The sequence below is a fragment of the Microcoleus sp. Pol17C6 genome, assembly GCF_036701145.1.
Classification (GTDB): Bacteria; Cyanobacteriota; Cyanobacteriia; order Cyanobacteriales; family Microcoleaceae; genus Microcoleus.
This window is the reverse complement of sequence record NZ_JAUBQH010000008.1, coordinates 61,220-84,253: the sequence shown is the minus strand read 5'-3', so window position 1 is coordinate 84,253 and position 23,034 is coordinate 61,220. Positions and strand designations below refer to the sequence as shown.

The following is a 23,034-nucleotide window of genomic DNA, read 5'->3' as shown; positions in this document are numbered from 1 at the left end:
TCATGTCTGAAATCATTGAACCTATTACCTTACCGCCCGCCAAAAACCCCGAACAAGAAGGCCAATGGCTCCAACAAACGCTGCTGGTCTGGCTAGACTCCGAGTTTATCCCAGAAGCAGCCAACCAGCAAATAGCTAAAAGAGCTGCCCAAATCTATGTCCGCCAGCGCATGGAAGGCGAAAATGACGTGGGCAGCCTCGTAATTGCGATCGTCACCGAAATGCAGGCCTATGATTTTTCTAAAAGCTTCTACGGCGAATTTGCGATCGCCAATGCCGTCAGCGACTTGTTACTCGAAAGTCTCGGCATCGATAAATGCTGTGGCCAGTGAAGCAAGAAGGAGGAAAATTTAACTCATAAGTCTGAAACAAAAATCAACCCCAAACCTAATCCTGCCGATTAATTGTGAGTTTTTTCCTTCTTTCTTCCTTCTTCCTTCTTCCTTCTCCCTTCTTTCTCGTGCTACCAGCTAGACTTCACAACACCGGGCAAAAGACCTTCGTGAGCCATTTCTCGCATCATGTTGCGAGACAGTCCGAAGTCACGATAGTAACCTCTGGGCCGTCCAGTTGCCCAGCAGCGGTTCCGCAAGCGAGTCCGCGAACTGCTGCGGGGTAGCTGTTGCAGTTGGCGGTGAATCGCCATTTTGTCCATCTGATTGTTTGCTTGGTCAAACTGGTCTTTCAGGTCTTCCCGCTTGTCGGCATACTTGTCTACGAGTCTCTGGCGCTTTTTCTCGCGCTCGACCATGCTCTTCTTAGCCATAATCTGTTGATATCCTTAGATAAATCACAATCTACTATTTTACTATATTTTTGTCTTTTTGGATAACTTTAGTTTTAAATATTTTTATTTACACACAACAACTGATCTGATTTGTAGAGTCCGTCAGTTCATATTGTGCGATCGACAGTTGCTCTAATTCGAGCTGACGCACTCTAGGAAATATTAGCAGAAGGACACAAATCTGCAAGTTCGCAAATATTGCAAACCGGATTTCTCGCATTACAAACTGCCCTGCCGTGATAAACCAACCGAATCGACCAATTTTCCCAATCCGGCTGCGGCAACAATATCATCAAATCCCGCTCGATCCTTGTAGGATCGGTATGTTCGGTCAATCCCAACCGCTGAGTCAAACGTTTGACGTGAGTGTCTACCGTCACGCCCATATTAATACCAAAAGCGTGAGCGAGAACGACATTAGCTGTTTTGCGGGCAACTCCGGGCAATTCTAGCAGCAGTTCCATCCGCTGCGGCACTTGATTGTTAAATTTATTGACGATCGCCTGACAAGCACCTTTAATATTTTTAGACTTATTCCGGTAGAAACCAGTCGATCGCACGAGACTTTCGAGTTCTTCTATATCAGCATTTGCCAAAGCAACCGCATCGGGAAAACGCTCAAACAAAGCCGGCGTTACCAAATTTACTCGATCGTCCGTACACTGAGCTGAGAGAATCGTCGCCACCAGCAACTGCACGGGAGTTTCGTAGTTGAGAGTACAAGGAGCTTCTGGATAGAGGCGTTTGAGGCGAATCAGAATTTCGAGCGATCGTTGTTTTAAACTTAACTTATTTCGAGTCATTAATGTAAATCAAGGGCTGGCACTGTACATCTTACCCATTGGGAAAACTGCACACATAATCTAAATGTAGGGTGCGCAGTGCGCACCTTACCCATTGGGTAAATACGAGAATAAAAAAGGCGGAGAATTAGAAAAAATTAATACTTTTAAATTTTCCCCAATTCCCAATTCCTTAATTTACTGTTGCCGAAAATTGCCCATCAAATCGAACCCAGCCAAATTAGCTGTATCCCTAATAATCAAGAAAATTCCCAAACCCAGCAACAACACCAAACCAGTCTGCATCACATTTTCCTGAATCCGGTTCGGTAAAGGTTTACCCCGGAGTCCCTCGATTAACAAAAAAGCTAGCTGGCCGCCGTCCAAAGCAGGTAAAGGCAAGATATTAATCACAGCCAAATTGATGCTAATTAGCACAGCATACTGAAACAAACTAGCAGCATCCGATTTGGCAATCCCTGCACCAATCGCCACAATCGCCACCGGCCCTGACAACTTGTCGGCAGTTTGGCTGAAATTGCTAAGTAACTGCCCAAAACCTTGAACAGTCAGCAGCACAATCCGCTCAAATTCTTTGGCTGCCTTGCTAAACGCCTCTACAATTCCTGCCCTCTGCCGCACCACAGTGCCGTTAGAAGTTAGCTGCACGCCAATGCGACCTTTGCCGTCGGGCGACTCTTCAGGAGTTACTGTCACCACAAATTTTTGTTCTTGGCGCTGAATTTCCAACGCTAGGGGTTGGTTGGGATGATCTTGGATTTCTGTTACCAATAATTTGATTGCTTCGCGGGAAGCGCCCAATTCCTTGCCGTCAACAGACAGAACAACGTCGCCCGATCGAATTCCCGCTTGTTTCGCCGCCGAACTGACTTCTGCGGCGACTTCCGGGACTTTAACTCCCGGTAGGTAGTTCATTTCTGCAGCGCCGACAGTTGTCAATTGCACCACCAGCAGGAAATAAGCAAAAATTAAGTTGGCAATTACCCCTGCACTAATGACGATCGCCCGATCGAGCACGGGGCGATTTTTGAGCAAATTGGGGTCATTTGGGGGAATTGTACTGTCTTGATCGTCGTCCGGGAAACCCACGAAACCTCCCAGGGGAAAGGCGCGGAGGGCATATTCAGTTTCCGGACCTTGGTACTTCCAGAGGATAGGCCCGAAACCGATAGAGAACCGGTTGACGTGGATGTGTTGAAGTCTCGCCGCCAGGAAGTGGCCGAGTTCGTGAACGACAATCAAGATACCTAAAACTGCGATCGCTGCCAAAACTGACATGAAGGATTCCACTAACACTTTTACTTGACTTTGATTTATTTTAATATCTTTTTAAGATCGGTGGCTTGGGAGCGACATTTTTCAGTCAAACTGGAAGGTGGAGTTTTTGTCGGAAGTCGGGGGCGCGGAGATCGACCCGACGCTGCCAAACCGATCGCGCGATCGTACCTGAGTTTACCTCTAAAACCAATTCCCATTACCAATTCTCTATTACAAATTTTCCATTACCAATTCCCAGTTACCCATTCCCCATTATGAAAGACACTTCTTTGAATATTATCGCTATTTCTATCTTTGCCATCACCGTTTCAATATTGTTAGGGCCCCTATTCAACCTGCCAGAAGCCGTACCTGCGATCGCCACTTTTTGCCTGTTGGGGCTAGCTACCCTCGACAGTTTCCAATGGCAAGGTCAAGGCGGGACTATTTTATTAGATTGGCTGGGAGGAACTTCCAAACAAAAGCGCGATCGTATCCTTCACCACGAAGCCGGACACTTCTTAGTCGCCCACCTGTTAGGAATTCCCGTAACCAGCTACGCCCTCAACGCTTGGGAAGCTTTCAAACAAGGTCAAACAGCCCAAGGCGGCGTCCGATTTGAAGACGAACAATTAGCATCTCAACTCCAAAGTGGCACTCTTTCCGCTCAACTTTTAGACCAATACTGCACAGTGTGGATGGCCGGAATAGTCGCCGAAAAATTTGTTTACGGCCGTGCAGAAGGAGGAGCAGAAGACCGCACAAAAATTAGTGCAATTTTAACACAACTGCGCCGTCCCAGTTCCGAAATTCAACTCAAACAAAACTGGGGTTTGCTGCGAGCCAAAAACCTGATCGAAAGCCACAAATCAGCTTACGAAGCCCTAGTAGCAGCAATGGAAAAAAGAGCAACTGTCGCTGAGTGCTGCGACATAATCCAGCAAAACTTATAAACAAAAGTTACGCCTTCTTACCTTGATCAACCCGGTTTATTTATAGATTTATCACTAAAACCCAGATTTTGCCTATAAACCGAGTTTAACAGCGTATTATAAGGATTAAAAATTTATGTCAGAACCCAAAATTTTCCCAACAACACTGCAAACAGCAAATCCCAATACAGAAAAATTGTTGTGGCTGTTCGGTTTCCGGATCGACCCCGGCACAGAAACACCAAATCTATATACTCTAATTGTCTATGGAGAACAAGAGCCGCCCTTAGTAGCCGGCGGTCAACTTGTATTTTTTACCCGTCCAGAACTAGCGATTAACGCTCTCCAATTGTGCAATATCGATGTCAGTGAAGTGGGAAAGCCACCGACACAAATAGACGCTATTTGCGACATTGCAGAAACTCTGTACTTGCTCGATGCCGAAGATTTTGACGAGTCAGCTACTATCCTCAACTGTTTGAACGCGCTTTTCGATTTAGTGAAAGCTACTTTAATACCGATGCCAACTGAATACAAGCGCATACTTTATGATTTTGCAGACCATTTGAATATTGAGGAAGAGTTTGCAAGTTTTTTAGACGCAGAAGATATTCAGCGATCGGAAATTATCAATGCTATTTTGTGGTGTGTGGGAGCAATTACAGCTAAATCTAGATTGTTGACCGAGTAATTCAATAAAAACTAGAATGTGAATTGATAATACATAATATCGCCCCAGGAAATTGTGCCATGACTGTAACAGGTTTACGCTTGTGGACTGTAGAGGAATATCGCCGCATGACCGAAACAGGCATTCTCAATCCCGATGAACGAGTCGAATTAATTGACGGGCAAATTATCTCAATAAGTGCAAAAAATCCTCCCCACGCAGCCACTAACCTCTGTGCAGCCGACTATCTCAGAAATCTGCTGGCAGGACTTGCTTTAATTCGCATTCAAGACCCGATCGCTCTAAGTATAAATTCAGAACCAGAACCGGATATTGCTGTAGTGCAAATCGACCCCCGGCGGTACCAAGATTTTCATCCCGCACCCGCCAACATTTTCTTATTAGTAGAAATAGCTGATACCACCTTAGAAACAGACCGCAAGCGAAAAGCACCGGCTTATGCTAAGGCCGGAATTACTGATTATTGGATACTTGATGTTAACACGCGGCAAGTTTATGTTTTTCGCGAACCGGGCGAGGCAAACTACCGACAAGAAACAGTATTTAATGAAGATGATGTTTTGTCAATGCTGGCATTTCCAGAAATAGAAGTTCAGATTTCGCAACTGTTTCCTTAAGTAGGGGCAGGTTTTACCCATAATAATTGCCTAAGACAAATAATCTCGTAAACCTGCCCCCACCAACCTATCAATTACCAATTACCAAATTATAAATTACCAAATCTTCAAGCTTGTCCCGATCGCTACAAAAAATTTAGTATTAAGGCGTAGCATGAGTTATACTCCTACTGGAAAGACTGTGACTGCCAAAAAATCCCAAAATCAAAGTTTATGAGCAACACTTCCCCGCCTCAATCAGCCGCCAACAATCCTGCAACAAAAAAACTCAGTTTCTCGACAAAATTAGCGTACGGTGCCGGCGACCTCGGCCCGGCAATTACCGCTAATGTTTTAGCATTTTACCTCCTAGTTTTCTTTACCAATGTCGCTGGTTTACCTGCCGGCTTAGCCAGCAATATTTTGGTAGTTGGCAAGGTTTGGGATGCCATAAATGACCCGATTGTGGGGGTTTTGAGCGATCGCACTTCTCACCCTTGGGGTCGCCGATATCCTTGGATCGTATATGGTGGCATTCCCTTCGGCATATTCTTTTTATTGCAGTGGATTGTACCTAGCACGGATCACACAGTGTTATTTTGGTACTATGTTGCAATCAGCATTTTGTTCAACACCGCCTACACGGCTGTCAATCTTCCCTACACTGCCCTGACTCCAGAACTTACTCAAGACTACAACGAACGCACTAGCCTTAATAGTTTTCGATTTGCTTTCTCCATTGGCGGCAGCATCTTTTCATTAATCTTAGCTCTAATTATCTTTGCTGTATTTGACAAAAACCCGAATCAACAATATTTAGTCTTAGGTGCAATCTCTGCAGTTATCTCTGTCTTACCTTTGTACTGGTGCGTTTTGGGAACTCGCAAGCACGTCGCAGCCCAACTATTAGAAAACGCCGAACTAGATAATTCTACATCCTTGCCACTGAAAGAACAGTTGCAGATTGCATTTAGCAATCGCCCTTTTTTGTACGTAATTGGAATTTATCTTTTTTCTTGGCTGGGAGTGCAGTTGACTGCTACTATTATTCCCTACTTTGTTGTTAATTGGATGCAACAGCCCCAGTACGTTTTTAGCTTGGTGGCGATCGCAGTTCAAGGCACTGCATTAATCATGCTATTTGTTTGGAGTAAAGTCAGCGAGAGATACGGCAAAAAAGCCGTATATTTTATGGGCATGAGTTTGTGGATTATTGCCCAAGCTGGACTATTTTTCCTCCAACCAGGACAAGTATTGCAAATGTACTTATTAGCAGTCATGGCAGGTGTCGGAGTTTCCACGGCTTATCTAATACCTTGGTCGATGATACCGGATGTGATCGAACTCGACGAACTGCAAACAGGAGAAAGACGCGAAGGCGTTTTCTATTCGTTTATGGTACTGCTGCAAAAAATCGGATTGGCAGGGGGTTTGTGGTTGGTAGGCCAAGCATTAGAAGGAGCTGGATTTCTATCTACAGTTCCGGGACAGCCGGCACCCGTACAGCCAGAGTCTGCACTGTTTGCGATTCGAGTTGCGATCGGGCCACTGCCCACAATTGCTTTAATTGCTGGCATGATTCTTACATGTTTTTATCCTATAACCCGCGAAGTTCATGCAGAAATATTGTTAAAACTGCGAGAAAGAAAAGCACAAAATCAGTAAGCCTTAATAAGGAGTAGTTGGTCATTAGTCAACTCGAAAAATAACCACTACCAATAGCTGAGTCGAGCGAGATTAATAGCAATCCTCCCCTCTTGTGCGAACTCTTTTTTTATTTAACAATGTGTCATCTTCTGATTGCATCAGTTAATTCAAAAAAAGCCCGTTGCGCGTTTCCCGAAAGGATTGCTATAGTTTGCTCGGAGAGCAACTCAAAGCTATAGTTTGGGTAATAGCCTCGGAACGCAGAAACCTAGTTTTTTTTACGAAAATACATAAATCGCGCCGCGCCATCCGCCCCGGTAGACAAACCCCGAATGCTTGAGTTGTTCGAGATGTCGATCGAGCTTGAGAACACAAATTATTAAATTTTATGTCTGTCGCGCACTAAAGAGATGAGTTTGTGATATAATTACGACGATAAACTAAGTATATAAACTTGCTCACTCATCCAACTCCTCAAAAAGTTTATAATTAAAAGAAGAAACAGATTTTTCTCGGAAATTGATTCGATTAGTTGCCGTTCCAAAAAATCTGCAGAAGGTGGCTAATTATATCTACATGGGAAATGCAAAACTTTTTAGCCGGTCAGTTAGCACGTAAGTTAACAAGTGCTTCTGCAGTTGACTCTGAACCGAAAAAAGGCATAGAGGACAAACCAATACCAGCGCAAGCGGCGGCTGAGGTGTTACGGTCAATTGTAAAAGTTTGGTAAAGTTATTGCACCGCCTGTCGCGAAGCGGAGCAACACCTCAAAAAGTTGGCTTCGTCGCCCGGAAACCCGAAATACAAGCACAACGCAGCAGAGCCAAATGCAGTCTGATATAACTCTCCAGCAGTTGTAAAAGAACTTTTGCTGCCGGCATGGCATAGGGATTTAGTTATTTTTGTATACTATGTCAAAGTAGTGAGAACTATTAGAAGGAAGTGGGCTCGACCAACCAATAATTTCGTGTGATATCCTTAAGCCAATGCTTAAAGTATCAACCTGAAGGCTCGCAGAAGAAAGCTGATTTTACCCACAAAATATCAAAGAGGTCAACATGGAAAGAGAACAGGACGCTCATATCGTACCCATTAGCAACCAGAGCCGACAGGTGCAGCAATTTTCCGTTGACGAGGGAGAAGAGTTAAGCGCGCAGCCTCAGAAAGGATTGAATCTCAAGCCGTTGTTGAGGACTTTTCAGCGACAAGCCCTAATCATTATTGGGATTATAGGTATAGTAGGCGCTGGAGCTGTTTATCAGATCAAGGGAGGTAAGAAAACATATCAAGGCGATTTTCGGATGCTAGTGGAACCTGTGACAACGGAGGCAAGAATTGCTGACCCCTCTGCCCTAGCAAATCGCAGCGAGGGGGGAGGAGTACCTAATCGAGATTTTTTTAGTTTAGACTACGCAACTCAACTTCAAATTCTCCAGAGTCCTCAGATGCTGTCGGCTATTGTTAAACAAGTCCAAAAACGATATCCAGAAGTTACCGAGAAAATTCTTCAAAAAGAATTAGTCGTTTTGCGGATAGGAGAAGATGAGAGGACGCTGACTAAAATTTTGGAAGTGCGCTTCATGGGGAATGATCCTAAATTAGTTGAGTTCGTTTTACAAGAAACTAAAAAGAAATATTTAAAGTACAGTCTTGATGAACGCAAGACTCGGATTGGTGAAGGTGTTAAATTTATTGAAGACCAGCTTCCGGGACTCAATAAGCGCGTAAACAAGCTGAAATCGGAGTTACAGGTGATACAGGAGCAGCAAAAGATTACCAATCCTCAAGAACAAGGCGCGCAATTAATGGAGCAAGTTCGTACCGTAGAAACTTTAGAGTTAGAAACTCAAAGGCTACTGCAAGAACAGAAAACACTGTACGCTAACTTGCAAAAACAATTAGATTTTACACCAAATGAAGCTATTGCCGCTTCCGCTTTAAGCGAAGAACCTCAATATAAAGAGTTGCTGACCAAGGTTAAGGAAGTAGAAGGTCAGATTGCTGTAGAAACAGCTCGTTTTAAATCTGCTAACCCTATAGTGGAAGCTTTAGAGCGCAAGCGGGCAAATTTAGTCGCTTTGCTCAACCAGCAAACTGATCGAATTTTGGGGCAAAATTTAGTAGGCACCCAAGCTAATTCTAAAGTTCAAAATTTTCAAAATTCTATTCGCATAGGCTTGATTAAACAATTGGTTGATACTGCTAACCAAGTTGAAGTCTTAGAAGCTCGCCTTCAGGCAATCAGCCAAACTAAAAACAATTTAAACAGGCAAGCAACTGAATTCCCCACCATAGCCCGCCGCTACAACGAACTGCAACAGCAATTAGAAGTAGCCGCCCGCACCCGCGATCAACTTTTAAGCCAGCGGGAAACTCTGCGCGTCCAAGCCGCTCAAAGCCAAGTACCTTGGGAAATAATTTCTGAACCACGGATACCGCGAGATGAGAAGGGCGAGCTGATGACAGTTCCATCGAAAGCTAAAAACAAATTAGTGATGGCAGTTGTTGGAGCGCTAGTTTTGGGTCTGGGAGCTGCTATCCTCATTGAAAAGTTCCGCAATATTTTCTACTGTGCTGATGACGTTAAAGATGCGGTTGATGCACCTTTATTGGGAGCAATTCCTCTGGACAAAAATGCTAGAAAATTGCCGCCTTCTATTGCTAATGCCTATGCTTATCTTGAAGGAAAAGAGGGTAATAAGAAAAATGCTGCGGAATTTATAGAAGCTTTTGACTCTCTTTATACTAATATCCGCTTTCTTTCTTCAAATCGAACGATTAGCTCTTTGGCAATTGGTTCGGCTACAGTTGGCGAAGGCAAATCTACCGTTGCTTTAAACTTAGCTCACGTGGCAGCGCTGGCGGGTCAGCGAGTGCTGCTAGTAGACGGGAATTTACATTCGCCCAGCCTGCACTTGCTGTTGGAACTGCCTAATGTCAAGGGATTGAGCAACTTGCTCGACAATAAAAACGAACCCAATGAAATTATCCAACGATCGCATCTAGCAGATAATCTTTTTGTATTAACTGCCGGTCTCCCGAATCCTGGTACTGCCAGACGGCTGGCATCATCTCAGATGCAGTATTTAATGGAAGAACTTCAGGCAAAATTTGACTTAGTTATCTATGATACGCCGCCGCTGGCGGACAGTAAAGATACGAATTTTTTAGCGGCGCGCACCGATGGCATACTGATGGTTGTAGCAATTCACCAAGTCCCTTTTTCTGAAGTCAAAAAAGTTTTCAGTCAATTAGAAAATTTTGGTATACCATGCTTGGGTACAGTTGCGAATCATGCCCCTAAACGCAAGAAGTATCCAGCATCAAGATCATCAGTTGTTGAAGATAAAAATGAATATTTGAATTTGACACCAGCACCGTCTCGTATCCGCAAACTAGCTCCCAAAAAAGAGTGAGATCCAACAAAGATGACCCCCAAAAAAATGATACCAGCTCCCGACAGGAGTCATGGAACTCCCAAAATTTTAGACTCTTGTTCAATCTCCTAGATGCGTCTGTGGAGTAAATCGAAAATCTAAAATCGTTCGACTGAGCGCGACTTGCCCCTCGCGCTCGCCGAACCTCTGAGGCCGAAGTCTAAAATCTAAAATCTAAAATCTAAAATTGACTGATGGCGGATTAATTTCCATCCGGGTTGGTAGGAAATGTGACGATAAAATTAGTCCAGCCATTCCTGCTTTCAACCTCAATTTTTCCTTGCAACTGTTCGACAAGTTTTTGAACCAAAGCTAAACCCAAACCTGTACCTCCTTGTTTCCAAGGATCGGCGTTGGGAACGCGATAAAATTTCTCAAAAATTCGAGGCAATTCCTCTATGGAAATGGACGATTGATTGCTGAGTGTAAATTGGATTTCTGAAGCCACAGCACTTGCTTGTCGCGAATTTGTCCTTTGTCCTTCTTGTTCCCAGTCTCCGTTTTTGCACTCAACTTTCAGAAAAATTTCGCCGTCATTGGCAGTATATTTGCAGGCATTGTTGAGGAGCTCGGCTAAAATTCGTCCCAAACTAGCGCGGTTGGAACTGATCGTGGGGAGGTGGCGATCGCACTCTACTCGCAAATCTTGGTGGCGGTCGTGGGCCCGGGTGTAAAACGGGTCGATAATAGTAGGCAGCCAGACTTCTAAGTTTACTGGTTCGAGGTCGATCGGACAAGTTGCAGCTTCGAGCCGCTGCAAATCTAGCAAAGCATTAATCAAATCAGTTTCTCTAGTACATTCTGTTTCTAAAATTTCTAGATAAATCTGGCGCCGATCTAGTGTAGGAGAAATTCTCAGCATATGAATAGCCATTTTTATATTAGCTAAAGGCGTCCGCAGTTCGTGAGAAACGGTGCTGAGAAATTCATCTTTGAGGACGTTTAAATGCTGGAGCTCGTGAACTTTTTGCTGCAATTCGGCGGTGCGTTCTTGGACTTGGCGTTCGAGGTCGGTGTTGAGATTTTGGACTTGCTGATAGAGTTGAGCTTGCTGAATGGCGATCGCGATTTGAGTTGCCAGTTGCAGCAGCAAATCCACTTCGGAAGGCTGCCACTGACGGGATTGGGCACACTGATGGACACACATCATCCCCCACAAATTGCCGTCTTGCAAAATTGGTACAATCAAATAAGCTTTGATTTGCGCTTGCTGGAACCGCGCATATTTTTCGGCGCTCAAACAGGCTTGGTCGAGATCCGGAACCGCATAAATTTCCTGTTCGATCACGGAAGCAGATTCTTGCCAAATATTATCCGGCATGATTTCTCCCAATATTGAAGGCCAATTATCGGCAACGGATTCTGCCACTACAATGCCGTAATTGCTGGACTCTAAATGCAGGATTGCTACTCGGTCAGCTTGCAAAACCTGGCGGACTTCATCAACGCTGGCGTTGAGAATTTCTTCGAGGTTTAAGGATTGGTGAATCCGCAAGGAAATGTGAGTTAACAGCCGATCGCGCTGCAATTGTTCGTGGAGTTTTGCAGTCCGTTCCCGCACCTGCTGTTCCAGTTTGGCGTTGCGGCTTTGCAGCAGTTCCACTTTTTCGGCTTGCAATTGATAAACCGACTGCTGCAACTGTTTGACAACTCGGTACATTTCGGTGGGGTCGAGGACTCTGAGCAAGCTGGTCTGAGTAATAATTCCCAACAGTTCTCCGCGCCCCCCGCACACGACCAACCGCTGCACTTGTTGCTGCTGCATTTCTTTGTGCGCCGTCCATAGGGAATCGGAAGGTTGAAGAAATTGCAAGGGAGTTCTCATGACTTTTTGAGCTGGGGTTTGCTCGAAATTTAGTTCGAGAAACTGTGCCTGCACAATGTCATATTCGGTAATAATTCCCAGGGGTTGGTGAAAGGAATAGTGAAAAATGGAGGTATAGTCATCTTTGGGCTTCTCCATTGTTAATTCTTTGTTTTTTGTAATCACTACGCAACTGACTTGATGCTCTGACATCAGTTCGGTTATAGTCAGCAGCGAGGCGGTGTGGGGCGCTGTAATTGGCGTAGTCATTAATTCTGCTACCCGCCGCAATTTAAGAATGTTTGAAGGCTGCAATACTTGGCGAATTCTTTCCCGTGTCAGCACTCCTACCAAGTGGCGAAATTGATTGACGATCGGCAAATAGCGAATCTTGTGCTGGCGAAATAAGGATAAGGCGGTAAACACGTCTTGGTCATCGGATTCTGTGAGGGAGACCGACACCGGGGACATCACTTCGGAAATTGGTATTTTGTGCAGGGCTACTTTGTGCTGGTTGTCTATTGTGCCAGAAGCTATCAGCCTCACTAGGTCGGCGGGGGTTAATATGCCGATTAACAGTCCGCGGCTGGGGTTGTCGGATAAGTTGCCTGTGGTAATAGTCTGCTGGTTCTCTACGACGAACACGCAGCGGGCCCGCACCTTTTCCGGCGCGGATGTTTCGGTCATCGCCGCCCGGTCTGAGGGTACAGGTGTTTTGACTAGGGGACAACTGTTTTGCAACTGACTCATCAGGGCGATCGCCACTGCTAAGGAAGTTTCTGGCCCGGCAGTGAGGGGGTAGCGATCGATCGCTTGTTCTAAGGCTGAGGAGTAAAAGGGCGGGTGGTAAAACGGCATAGTTGATTGCAGGTTGTCAGAGGGCGGCTAACTATCGGGCAAAGCCTTAGGGAACGGCAGAAACACCTCGCCTGTGCTTGGGATTTAAATAATAGACTTTCTAATTGATTATTTCTATACAATCTGAGCTTTAGATTAATGGTGTCACTAATCCGGAACCTCAAATCCTTGGGCGGTTTTTACTGCCTGCTTTTCCCCTGAGACTCGCCTATAATCAAAATAACCCGAATGTAAAGTTTTACTACAAGATTTATCCATAATGACAACTTTAAGCTTAGAGCAAATTGCAGCCAAGTTAGAAAGCCAAAATTCCGCCGATCGAATGGTGGCTTTGGCCAACTTGCGGAATGTGCCTGCTGCAGAGGCGGTGCCTTTGATTAAAAAGGTGTTGAACGACGAAAGTTTGCAGGTGCGATCGATGGCTGTGTTTGCTCTCGGGGTAAAACCGACAGCAGAGTGCTATCCCATTCTAGTCAAATTGCTAGAAACAGACCCGGATTACGGCATTCGCGCTGACGCTGCAGGCGCTTTGGGCTATCTGGAAGATATCAGAGCTTTTGATGCTTTGGTGCGGGCTTTTTACGAAGATACTCAATGGCTGGTGCGCTTCAGTGCTGCTGTTTCTTTGGGAAATCTCAAAGATCCCCGGGCCCGCGATGTGCTGCTGAAAGCTCTCGACAGCGAGCAAGTGGTGATCCAGCAGGCGGCAATTTCGGCTTTGGGGGAAATTAAAGATATTGGGGCGATCGATCGCATCCTCACTTTTGCTCAGTCAGAAGATTGGCTGATCCGCCAGAGGCTGGCTGAAGCTTTGGGCAATTTGCCGAGTGTTAAGAGCGTTTCGGCTTTAAAATACTTAGAAAAAGATAGTAATTCTCAAGTATCTAAGGCGGCAACAATTTCTCTTGAGCGCCTGTCAAAAGCAGAAGCGTGACCTAAAACTTTTAGTATGTTGAAAAACCCGGTTTATTCAATAAACCGGGTTAATCCGTATTTTAGCAATCTTAATAAAATTTATAGAGTATTCAGTAAAACCAGAATGTATTATTTAAGCCGCGAGGCTAAATCGCAAGTTAAAATAGTTGTCGATCTCCTTTAACCCAAACTAATCATGAATCAAGCGCCCAATCCCTTTAACTCAAATCCCTCCAATCCGCTAGACCCCTTGGATCAAGAAGTTGACGAACAAGGTGAAGCATTGCCGAAACAGTACCACCCGGCAACTAAAAAAACTCTGCAAAAAGTCTTTATCATCCTGGTAGTTGTTGGGGCAATTATTGGGGGAATTCTATCTATAGGGGTGATTTCGCTGATGCAGAAGGCGGGACTGACAGATGTGCCGGCAAGGGTACAGACTCCGAAGTGAATCGCTTGCTTGAGCGTACCGGAAGCGATCGCCGAGCCTTAATTATAATATCGTTCAATATCGTGCCCATGTTGCTGGCGCGAAATTAAGATGCGATCGCTCGCCTAGTCCCAAAGAAATCTTAATATTTTCCTTATTTTTTTTGATGCAACTGTGTCTATACAATCAAATTCGGTGCTGTAGCGGCCCGGGTCTAAAACAGTTTTAAATAAACCACACTTATTCTGAGTAAGAGAATGTTACTTATTGCCCTATTTATCGCCACGTTTTTTTTAGCATACTCCAATGGTGCTAATGATAATTTTAAAGGCGTGGCGACACTGTTTGGCAGTCAGACGACGAACTATAAAACAGCAATTGGTTGGGCAACGATCACAACTTTTACAGGTTCAATATTTTCTATTTTTTTAGCAGAAACCCTGGTAAAAAGCTTTTCGGGAAAAGGGCTAGTTCCAGACGAGATCGCCAATGGCTCAGATTTTCATTTGGCAGTCGCGATCGCTGCGGGTTTAACCGTTATTCTTGCTACCTTAACTGGATTCCCTATTTCCACAACTCACGGTCTTACAGGTGCTCTTGTTGGTGCAGGTTTAGTAGCAATTGGTAATCAAGTTAATTTTACTGCTTTGCAGAAAAATTTTCTAATGCCTTTGTTGCTGAGTCCCATGATTGCGATTTTATTAGGAGCTTTAATTTATGCGCTGTCTCGCTACCTGCGAGTTTATTTAGGAATCCAGAAAGAATGGTGTATTTGCGCTGGTCAAATTCAACAAATTATTCCCATTCCCCAGCCAGATGCAACTAACATACTTAAGTGCATCACAACCGCTGATGTCGCGATCGATTCTTTAGATAAATGCACGCAAAGGTATCTGGGAAATTTCTTACAAATCCCCAGCCAAAAGTTAGTGGATGTTTGCCATTTTATGAGTGCGGGAATCGTCAGTTTTGCCAGAGGATTGAACGATACGCCGAAAATTGTTTCGCTCATGTTAGTCGGTGAATCAATATCAGTTCAGTGGGGAAGTTTGGCAGTAGCTTTGGGAATGGCGATCGGCGGTTTATTGAATGCTAAAAAAGTTGCCGAAACCATGAGCAAAAAGCTGACAGCAATGAATACCGGTCAAGGGCTGGTGGCAAACTTAGTGACTGGATTTTTAGTTATTGTTGCCAGTCGTTATGGGCTTCCAGTTTCTACTACCCATGTTTCGGTAGGTTCAATTTTTGGTGTTGGATTGATTTCAAAAAAAGCTAATGTGCGCGTTTTCTATCAGATTCTACTATCATGGATTTTGACCTTGCCCATTGCTGCGGCAATCAGCGGCTGTGCTTACTGGGTGTTGCATCGCTAAGAGAATTAATCGTTAGTCCTAGAAGATAAAGAGTTCGCAGTTGATTTGGGATGGCCATCAAAGGATAACCATATCAAATCTAACGGTAATAACAAGAAATCGCGCCGGGAGTTGTTGAATTAAAATTTAAGGGTAATTTATGGTTAAAAATTCTACAATCGCGCCGCCTGTTGCAGATAAATCGATCGCTGCTGGCTTTCACGCTCTTTCCGATCCTTTGCGGCTTCAGATTTTGGGGTTGCTGCGGGAACAGGAGTTGTGCGTGTGCGATTTGTGCGATCGACTTTCTGTCCCCCAGCCTAAACTCTCTTTCCACCTCAAAACCCTAAAAGAAGCCGGTTTAGTCCGCAGCCGCCAAGAAGGGCGCTGGATCTACTACAGCCTCAATTTAGCTCAGTTTGTCGCCCTCGAACAGTACCTCGCCGAATACCGCCGTTTCAGCCAGATCCTGCCGGCGCGCCCCTGTTCCGACGCAGGTTAACCCATCAACATTTCTTAATCACTCAAATACTGATATCGCTTGTTTGATAATTGACATATCAAATTTTATTGATATGATGGGATGGAACAAATTAGTTGAGAGCGATGGATGCAACAGCTCATAGGTTAGGTTGTGCTCGGCCAGATTGCAGGCGAGAGGCGATCGCGGAATTTCTAGGTACATTTATTTTGGTTTTTGCAGGCACCGGTGCGGTGATGGTTAACAAAACTAGCGCTGGTTCCGTAACTAATTTAGGCGTCAGTTTTGTATTTGGTGCAGTAGTATGTGCCATGATTTACGCCCTAGGACACATCAGCGGTGCACACTTTAATCCGGCCGTAACTTTAGGGTTTTGGGCGAGCGGTTTTTTCCCAAAATATAAAGTTTTACCTTACGTTTTAGGGCAGTGTGCGGGTGCAATCGCAGCTTCTCAAGTGCTGCTAATTACCCTAGGAAAAGTAGCAAATCTCGGTGCAACTATCCCTCTCAACGGTAACTGGTTGCAGTCTCTAATTTTAGAAACAGTTTTGACCTTTATCTTAATGTTTGTTATCCTCGGTTCAGGACTTGACAGGCGCGCTCACATCGGGTTTGCAGGGATAGCAATAGGCTTAACTGTAGGCTTAGAAGCTGCATTTATGGGGCCGATTACCGGAGCGAGTATGAATCCGGCACGCTCTCTCGGCCCGGCTTTAGTTGGCGGAATTTGGGAACACCACTGGGTTTACTGGGTTGCTCCTATTTGGGGGGCACAATTAGCAGTCGCAGTTTATCGGGAAATATCTAACGGATTTCGGGATTTTAAGTGAAAGCATTATGGCAAATTTTACGCACAAACCGAGAATTTTGTTTTTATACGGCTCTTTAAGAGAGCGTTCTTATAGTCGCTTGTTGGCGGAAGAAGCGGCGAGAATTATTGAGGATTTCGGTGCAGAAGTTAAGTTTTTTAATCCTCTAGAACTGCCGATTTATGGTAGCGTTCCCGATACGCATCCGAAGGTTCAGGAATTGCGGGAATTGAGCCTGTGGTCGGAGGGTCAAGTGTGGTCTAGTCCAGAAATGCACGGCAATATTACCGGCATTATGAAAAATCAAATTGACTGGATTCCTTTAAGCATTGGGGCTGTCAGACCAACTCAAGGCCGAACTTTGGCGGTGATGCAAGTTAGCGGTGGTTCGCAATCTTTTAATGCTGTCAATACTTTGAGAATTTTGGGCCGGTGGATGCGGATGTTTACGATTCCGAACCAGTCTTCGGTTGCGAAAGCTTATCAGGAATTTAATGAAGATGGGACGATGAAGGATTCGCCTTATCGCGATCGCGCGATCGACGTGATGGAGGAACTGTACAAGTTTACCTTGTTGTTGCGGGAGCAAACCGACTATTTGACAGATCGCTACAGCGAACGCAAGGAACAAGCAGCTAAAGAGGCGATCGCCCTAGCAAATCGCGCCCTTGAATTACCGGGCGCTTAGAAACCGCCGACACCCCGACAACAACCCATAACCAACAACTAACAACTAACAACCAACAAAAACCATGAAAAAAGTAATGTTTGTTTGCAAAAGAAACTCCTGCCGATCGCAAATGGCAGAAGGATTTGCTAAAACCATCGGAGTCGGCAAGATTGGAGTCACCAGTTCCGGGTTAGAATCAAGCAGAGTTCATCCGACAGCAATTCAAGTCATGTCAGAAATCGGCATTGATATCACAGATCAAACATCAAACCCATTAAGCGAATTCAATGCAGAAGACTACGATGCAGTAATTTCTTTGTGCGGCTGCGGTGTGAATTTACCCGAAGCGTGGGTATTGCGAGAATTGTTTGAAGATTGGCAACTCGACGACCCCGACGGACAACCCCTCGAAACTTTTCACCGCGTTCGAGATGAAATTAAAGCACGAGTTGAAACATTAGTTGACTCTCTAAAGTAAGATTAATAGTCCTACACGCACGAGTGGTCAGAAATCGGGTTTTTTTCTAAGAAGACGCTTTACATCCCGCAAAAACGGCACAAAACCCGGTTTCGTGGGTTTTGATGCGTCCAGAACTATGGGAATTAGTGCTAAATTATGAGAGGCGTTCCGCCGGAACGCCTGTACATTCGTTGCGAGCACAGACCAAAAGGTGAGCACATGATTCAGACAGCAGTCACGCCTTTCAAAAACAAAATTAACTCAGCTTTAACTAAAAAGCAGATTACAGTTTTACAAATTAATCTCGGCAAACGCTGCAACCTCGCTTGCACTCACTGCCACGTAGAAGCTAGCCCGAAACGAACAGAAGAACTTGCCCCGGAAATTTGCGACCAATTAATTGAAATTATTCGCCGCTTTCCTCAAATTAAAACTGTTGACCTCACCGGCGGTGCTCCCGAAATGCTTTACGGTTTTAAACCGCTAGCGGAAGCTGCCAGGGCGGCAGGTAAAGAGGTAATTGTTCGTTCTAATTTGACGATTTACTTTGAAAAAGGTTTTGAAGATATTCCCGAATATTGCGCGCAGCAACAAGTCAGAATTGTGGCGTCGCTTCCCTGCTACCAAGCTGACAATGTGGACAAAATGCGCGGCAACGGTGTTTTTGACAGTTCGATTCGGGCGCTGCAAAAGCTAAATCAGTTGGGATACGGGAAAAACCCAAATTTAACTCTGGATTTGGTGTACAATCCACAAGTGCCGGCAACAGAGAAGTTTTCGCTAACACCGGAACAAGGCAAGTTAGAGGAAGATTACAAGATTTATTTAGCCGAACATTTTGGGATTTTTTTTAATCAATTGTTCGCGATTACTAATTTGCCGGTGGGACGGACTAAGTTTCATTTGGAACATAAGAAACTCCACAAGCCTTATCTGGGGTTTTTGGAGGATAATTTTAATCCCGGTACTCTGGAACATTTAATGTGTCGCAACGAATTGTCGATCGACTATTTGGGCAATGTCTACGACTGCGATTTTAACCAAATGGAAAATCTGCCGGCGAAAACTGGCCGCGGAGAAAAGATAACGGCTGCTAAATTGCTCGAATCTGGGAGTTTAGATTTGATTCAAGAGGTGCAAACTGCTGCTTATTGTTATGGATGTACGGCAGGTTGCGGTTCTAGCTGCGGCGGTAGTTTGATTTAATTTAAGGGAAAGTTGCGCTTTATTACAGAGTATTGCAGCGCTAAAGCGCAACTGCCAAGCTTAGGGTGTATGCAATTTAGACTGGGGAGTTTAGGTAATGAATGATTCGCGATCGCCCGGTGAAAACCCGCCAGCATCAAACAGGTGGAAGCTGATTTTAGGGATTGGTTTAGCTGTGGCTTTAATTGCAGCTACCAGGTTTTTTAACTTTCAAGGAATTCTGAAAAATGCCTTGGAGTCGATCGCGAGTCTCGGCCCTTGGGGCCCGGCAGCTTTTATTCTAATTTACATTGTCGCAACGGTTCTATTTATCCCCGGTTCTTTGCTGACTCTCGGTTCTGGCGTTTTGTTTGGAGTCGTTGGCGGTTCTGTTTGTGTTTCCATCGGCTCGATTTTAGGCGCAACTTGCGCTTTTTTGGTAGGGCGGTATTTAACGCGCGACTGGGTTTCCAAACAGATAGAGGGCAATCAAAAATTTAAGGCGATCGACTCCGCAGTTGCTTCTGAAGGATGGAAAATTGTGCTGCTGACGCGACTTTCTCCCATTTTTCCGTTTAATTTGCTTAACTATGCTTTTGGAGTCACCCAGGTATCTTTAAAAGATTATTTTTTGGCATCTTGGATCGGCATGATTCCTGGAACTGTGATGTATGTTTATATCGGTTCCCTGGCCGGGAGTTTGGCTGCACTCGGATCTAGCGGGCGATCGCGCACTACTGCTGAGTGGACTCTCTACGGCATTGGTTTGGTAGCAACGATCGCCCTCACCGTTTATGCAACCCGCTTGGCAAAAAAAGCTTTAGACGAAAAAATTTCCCCTTGAAACCACAGCGCAAATTAGTAAAATTGTCAATAAGTATTTACCTCTACCTTATAATACATGGCTAATTTAAAAAACTCCGTGTTTTCTCTGTGTTATTTATAATTATTTTGTTATACAAACGAGATAGATATTAAAGATATCGTAAAGCTGTTACCTCAATTAGGTAAACCGAAGGTCAAAATATAAAGCTGATGCCAAAATAGAAGGCAAGCGTGCGATCGGAATAAGAATTGTTTGCAGTCAGGAATGCAAGTCATACCATTCTAAATGTAAGATTTGAGATTTGAGATTGGAATGACTGATGCCTACCAGGGTTGGGAACACCGCCCTACAATTGCATTATTTTTCTGAAACTGCTCTCACGACTTGGCTGATATTAATTCTGCCGAATGACCATTACCGTTTGATGAATTTGATTCGGAGAGAACATTTGATGATGCAAAACCCAGCAAATCAAGCCGGATCTGTGTCTGCGCCGCCGCCACACCAAACAAAAAAGCTGCGCCACTTTTGGGACAACATCTGCAATTCTGCTCAATCGCAGTGGCAGCAAGCGCACAGTCTTTGGCAGCACAGACGGCAGCGCCGCCATTTGCTGACCCTGCTAATTCTGGGCACCACCGCTTTAACCATTAGCACAACTGCTTGCATCAGCTATTTTTTTGTACGCGGACTAATCCTGGACAATTTAAAGCAAATAGCACTATTAAAACTAGAAAAAGGCACCGATGAAATCGACCGCTGGCTCAGCAGCCGCAAAGCAGAAATAGAAACCATTGCTTACGATCCTACGGTTGGCACTCTCAATTGGCAATTAGTCGAGCCCCGGTTACAAGGAGAAATATACAGATTAAAAGAGTATTTCGTCCTGTCATTAACTCAACCCGACGGCTTATTTATCAACACTTTAGGCCACCGCGCGAACAGCAAAGACCGCCAACACTTTCAAAAAGCAATGGCCGGGCAGCTCAACGTTTCCGATCCGCTGATCGGCCGCAGTACAAAAGTTTCTACGATTATTATTTCAGCTCCTATTTGGGCCTTACCTCCCGCTCCCAATCAAGTAATTGGAGTCCTCTCAGGCAGCATTAAATTAGACCGAGTAACATCTGTCGCTAACAGCTTGCTGTACGGTTCCGACAGTTATGCTTTTGCGCTCAATTCACAAGGAGTGCCAATTGTTCATCCCAACAATAACTTAATCGGAAATATCGACCAGGAGGCCCCAAGCTTTTTACAGTCAAAAGACCCCGCTCTCTCCACAATTGCGCGGCAGATGATCGACCGCCAGACGAACATCAAACTGGTAAAAATAGATAACAAATGGGTGTATGTGGCCTATGCTCCACTCAAGGAAGTTAACTGGTCAATGGCTTTAGTAATTCCCCGTGAAAATATTGAATCCCAACTGCAAGCATTAAATTTGCTGACCTCCGTAGTAGCCGGACTGCTCATCCCGGCAATGCTAGCAGCAATTTGGCTAATTTACTCGTCCGAAAACAATCGCGCTCAAGCGGAGCGAGAAGCCATGCTCAACCGGATTGCCGGACGCATTCGCGCTTCCCTAGAATTAGACCAAATTGTGCAAAGTACAGTCGAAGAAATAGTAAGTTTGCTGCACCTAGAACTGGCGGCTTTTGGTTGGTATAAACCGCAAGAAAAAACGTTACAAATCCTATGGGAATGTTGCCCATCTGATTCTCCCACACAAGGCATAAAGTTTGAGCCTTACTTTCTCGAAAATGTGTTAGTACGGAGTGGTCAAGGCGAACCAATTATTCTTTCGATGGACACTTGGGCGAAGGGTGTAACTCAACCGCCCGAACTTAAAGCTAATAGCTATTTAGCCGTACCTGTCCAGACTCAGAATCAACCGCAGGGTTATTTAATTTGTAGCCACGCTACTCATTGGCTTTGGAGCCGGGAGGAAATCCAACTGTTAAAAGCTGTAGCAGACCAATTGGCGATCGCAATTACTCAAGCTCACCTTTACAGTCAAACCCAAGACCAAGTAAAACTGCTTAATAGTGCCTTAAATGAACTGAAAAAAACTCAAACTCATTTAGTGCAGAACGAAAAAATGTCATCCCTCGGTCAAATGGTGGCTGGGATAGCGCACGAAATCAACAACCCCGTTAACTTCATTTCAGCTAATTTGCCTCACACCAGCAAATATACTAAAGATTTATTAGAGTTGGTGAGTTTATACAAAGAAGCCTTCCCAGAGGTTCCCCAGGAAATCGCAGATTTTAGCGAAGAAATCGAGTTAGAATTTATCGAGGAAGATTTGCCGCATATATTGAATTCTATGAAAATAGGAACCGAACGCATTCGCAGCATAGTTCTTTCTTTACGAAACTTTTCTCGCCTGGATGAATCTGACAAAAAGCTAGCGGACATTCACGAAGGTATAGAAAATACCTTGCTGCTGCTCTCCAACCGCATTAAAAATAGAATTTATATAGTCAAGAAATACGGAAAAGTGCCTTCAGTCGAGTGCTATCCCTCTCAGCTCAATCAGGTGTTTATGAACTTGCTGAGTAATGCGATCGATGCCTTGAACGAGATCGATCGCCTGGATAAAATTATTACTATTTCCACGGGAGTAGTTCGGGAACATGGCGCTAAATTTCTGAAAGTGGCGATCGCCGACAACGGCCCCGGCATTCCCGACAGCGTTAAAGACCAAATTTTTAACCCATTTTTTACTACTAAAGAGGTGGGCAAAGGCACGGGTTTGGGGTTGGCAATTAGCTACAAAATTGTAGTAGATGGACACGGTGGCAGCATCACAATTTCTCGACCTCCTGGCGGGGGTACGGAGTGTTTGGTAAAAATTCCTATTACTAACGAGAAGTAATACAATTTGAGATTGGAGATTTGAGATTTGAGATTTTAAAATGCCCGATCAAACAATCTTTTTAAGCTGGTATATAGTTGCATTTTTTGGAAAAACTGGTATAAGAAGGAAGTGGAAAGGAAGCCCACGGATTTTGTAACGGAGGTAAGGGCTAGAAGGAAGAGGGAAGAGGGGGTAAACAGTTTTAATTAATGCTAAGTTGACGGCCGTTGGCTA

Annotated in this window: 20 protein-coding genes; 16 read left to right on the top strand and 4 right to left on the bottom strand. The window is 44.6% G+C overall.

Annotation, left to right across the window (positions count from 1 at the left end; genetic code table 11):
- Positions 1 to 2 precede the first annotated feature (2 nt).
- Complete coding sequence (locus QUA25_RS06610) at positions 3 to 332, top strand: hypothetical protein (protein ID WP_333036506.1); 330 nt, start codon at positions 3 to 5, stop codon at positions 330 to 332.
- A 131-nt stretch (positions 333 to 463) separates the two neighbouring features.
- On the opposite strand, the gene rpsN is transcribed toward QUA25_RS06610, so the two are convergent.
- The 3 genes from rpsN to rseP all read right to left on the bottom strand — a co-directional run bounded on the left by rpsN (position 464) and on the right by rseP (position 2,868).
- Positions 464 to 766, bottom strand: coding sequence for a 30S ribosomal protein S14 (gene rpsN, locus QUA25_RS06605; RefSeq protein WP_006633844.1), 303 nt, complete (start codon positions 764 to 766; stop codon positions 464 to 466).
- A gap of 173 nt (positions 767 to 939) precedes the next feature.
- Positions 940 to 1,590 (bottom strand): endonuclease III, encoded by a 651-nt coding sequence (nth, locus tag QUA25_RS06600; RefSeq protein ID WP_333036504.1) that lies wholly within the window; start codon positions 1,588 to 1,590, stop codon positions 940 to 942.
- A 177-nt stretch (positions 1,591 to 1,767) separates the two neighbouring features.
- Positions 1,768 to 2,868 (bottom strand): RIP metalloprotease RseP, encoded by a 1,101-nt coding sequence (gene rseP / locus QUA25_RS06595; protein WP_333036502.1) that lies wholly within the window; start codon positions 2,866 to 2,868, stop codon positions 1,768 to 1,770.
- Positions 2,869 to 3,122: 254 nt separating this feature from the next.
- On the opposite strand from rseP, the gene QUA25_RS06590 reads away from it, so the two are divergent.
- The 5 genes from QUA25_RS06590 to QUA25_RS06570 all read left to right on the top strand — a co-directional run bounded on the left by QUA25_RS06590 (position 3,123) and on the right by QUA25_RS06570 (position 10,129).
- Positions 3,123 to 3,800, top strand: a complete 678-nt coding sequence (locus tag QUA25_RS06590; RefSeq protein ID WP_333036501.1) for an ATP-dependent Zn protease — start codon at positions 3,123 to 3,125, stop codon at positions 3,798 to 3,800.
- 115 nt (positions 3,801 to 3,915) lie between these two features.
- Positions 3,916 to 4,470: a hypothetical protein gene (locus QUA25_RS06585; protein ID WP_333036499.1), complete on the top strand. Its 555-nt coding sequence runs from the start codon at positions 3,916 to 3,918 to the stop codon at positions 4,468 to 4,470.
- Positions 4,471 to 4,529: 59 nt separating this feature from the next.
- Positions 4,530 to 5,087: a Uma2 family endonuclease gene (locus QUA25_RS06580; RefSeq protein ID WP_333036497.1), complete on the top strand. Its 558-nt coding sequence runs from the start codon at positions 4,530 to 4,532 to the stop codon at positions 5,085 to 5,087.
- Between the two features lie 213 nt (positions 5,088 to 5,300).
- Entirely contained in the window at positions 5,301 to 6,731 is a 1,431-nt protein-coding gene (locus QUA25_RS06575) for an MFS transporter (RefSeq protein ID WP_333036494.1), read from the top strand.
- Positions 6,732 to 7,771: 1,040 nt separating this feature from the next.
- On the top strand, positions 7,772 to 10,129 hold the full coding sequence (locus tag QUA25_RS06570) for a polysaccharide biosynthesis tyrosine autokinase (protein WP_333036492.1): 2,358 nt from the start codon (positions 7,772 to 7,774) through the stop codon (positions 10,127 to 10,129).
- A 223-nt stretch (positions 10,130 to 10,352) separates the two neighbouring features.
- On the opposite strand, the gene QUA25_RS06565 is transcribed toward QUA25_RS06570, so the two are convergent.
- Complete coding sequence (locus QUA25_RS06565; RefSeq protein WP_333036490.1) at positions 10,353 to 12,812, bottom strand: CBS domain-containing protein; 2,460 nt, start codon at positions 12,810 to 12,812, stop codon at positions 10,353 to 10,355.
- 259 nt (positions 12,813 to 13,071) lie between these two features.
- Here QUA25_RS06565 and QUA25_RS06560 point away from each other — a divergent pair, with 259 nt between their 5' ends.
- The 10 genes from QUA25_RS06560 (at position 13,072) to QUA25_RS06515 (ending at position 22,818) form a co-directional block, all read left to right on the top strand.
- Positions 13,072 to 13,746, top strand: a complete 675-nt coding sequence (locus QUA25_RS06560; protein WP_333036488.1) for a HEAT repeat domain-containing protein — start codon at positions 13,072 to 13,074, stop codon at positions 13,744 to 13,746.
- A 177-nt stretch (positions 13,747 to 13,923) separates the two neighbouring features.
- Entirely contained in the window at positions 13,924 to 14,178 is a 255-nt protein-coding gene (locus QUA25_RS06555; RefSeq protein WP_333036487.1) for a hypothetical protein, read from the top strand.
- A 236-nt stretch (positions 14,179 to 14,414) separates the two neighbouring features.
- A complete protein-coding gene (locus tag QUA25_RS06550; protein WP_333036485.1) occupies positions 14,415 to 15,530 on the top strand; it encodes an inorganic phosphate transporter in 1,116 nt (371 codons plus the stop codon).
- Between the two features lie 139 nt (positions 15,531 to 15,669).
- On the top strand, positions 15,670 to 16,011 hold the full coding sequence (locus QUA25_RS06545; RefSeq protein WP_333036482.1) for a metalloregulator ArsR/SmtB family transcription factor: 342 nt from the start codon (positions 15,670 to 15,672) through the stop codon (positions 16,009 to 16,011).
- A 104-nt stretch (positions 16,012 to 16,115) separates the two neighbouring features.
- The gene (locus QUA25_RS06540; RefSeq protein WP_333036479.1) at positions 16,116 to 16,820 is read left to right on the top strand and encodes an MIP/aquaporin family protein; all 705 of its coding nucleotides are present in this window, start codon (positions 16,116 to 16,118) and stop codon (positions 16,818 to 16,820) included.
- Between the two features lie 7 nt (positions 16,821 to 16,827).
- Positions 16,828 to 17,487 carry an arsenical resistance protein ArsH gene (gene arsH / locus QUA25_RS06535; protein WP_333036476.1) on the top strand — a complete coding sequence of 220 codons (660 nt, stop codon included), beginning with the start codon at positions 16,828 to 16,830 and terminating at the stop codon, positions 17,485 to 17,487.
- 64 nt (positions 17,488 to 17,551) lie between these two features.
- Positions 17,552 to 17,947 carry an arsenate reductase, glutathione/glutaredoxin type gene (gene arsC, locus QUA25_RS06530; RefSeq protein WP_333036474.1) on the top strand — a complete coding sequence of 132 codons (396 nt, stop codon included), beginning with the start codon at positions 17,552 to 17,554 and terminating at the stop codon, positions 17,945 to 17,947.
- Positions 17,948 to 18,148: 201 nt separating this feature from the next.
- Positions 18,149 to 19,135, top strand: a complete 987-nt coding sequence (arsS, locus tag QUA25_RS06525; RefSeq protein WP_333036472.1) for an arsenosugar biosynthesis radical SAM (seleno)protein ArsS — start codon at positions 18,149 to 18,151, stop codon at positions 19,133 to 19,135.
- A gap of 97 nt (positions 19,136 to 19,232) precedes the next feature.
- Positions 19,233 to 19,958, top strand: a complete 726-nt coding sequence (locus QUA25_RS06520) for a TVP38/TMEM64 family protein (protein ID WP_333036470.1) — start codon at positions 19,233 to 19,235, stop codon at positions 19,956 to 19,958.
- 301 nt (positions 19,959 to 20,259) lie between these two features.
- Positions 20,260 to 22,818, top strand: coding sequence for an ATP-binding protein (locus QUA25_RS06515; protein WP_333036468.1), 2,559 nt, complete (start codon positions 20,260 to 20,262; stop codon positions 22,816 to 22,818).
- Positions 22,819 to 23,034 lie beyond the last annotated feature (216 nt).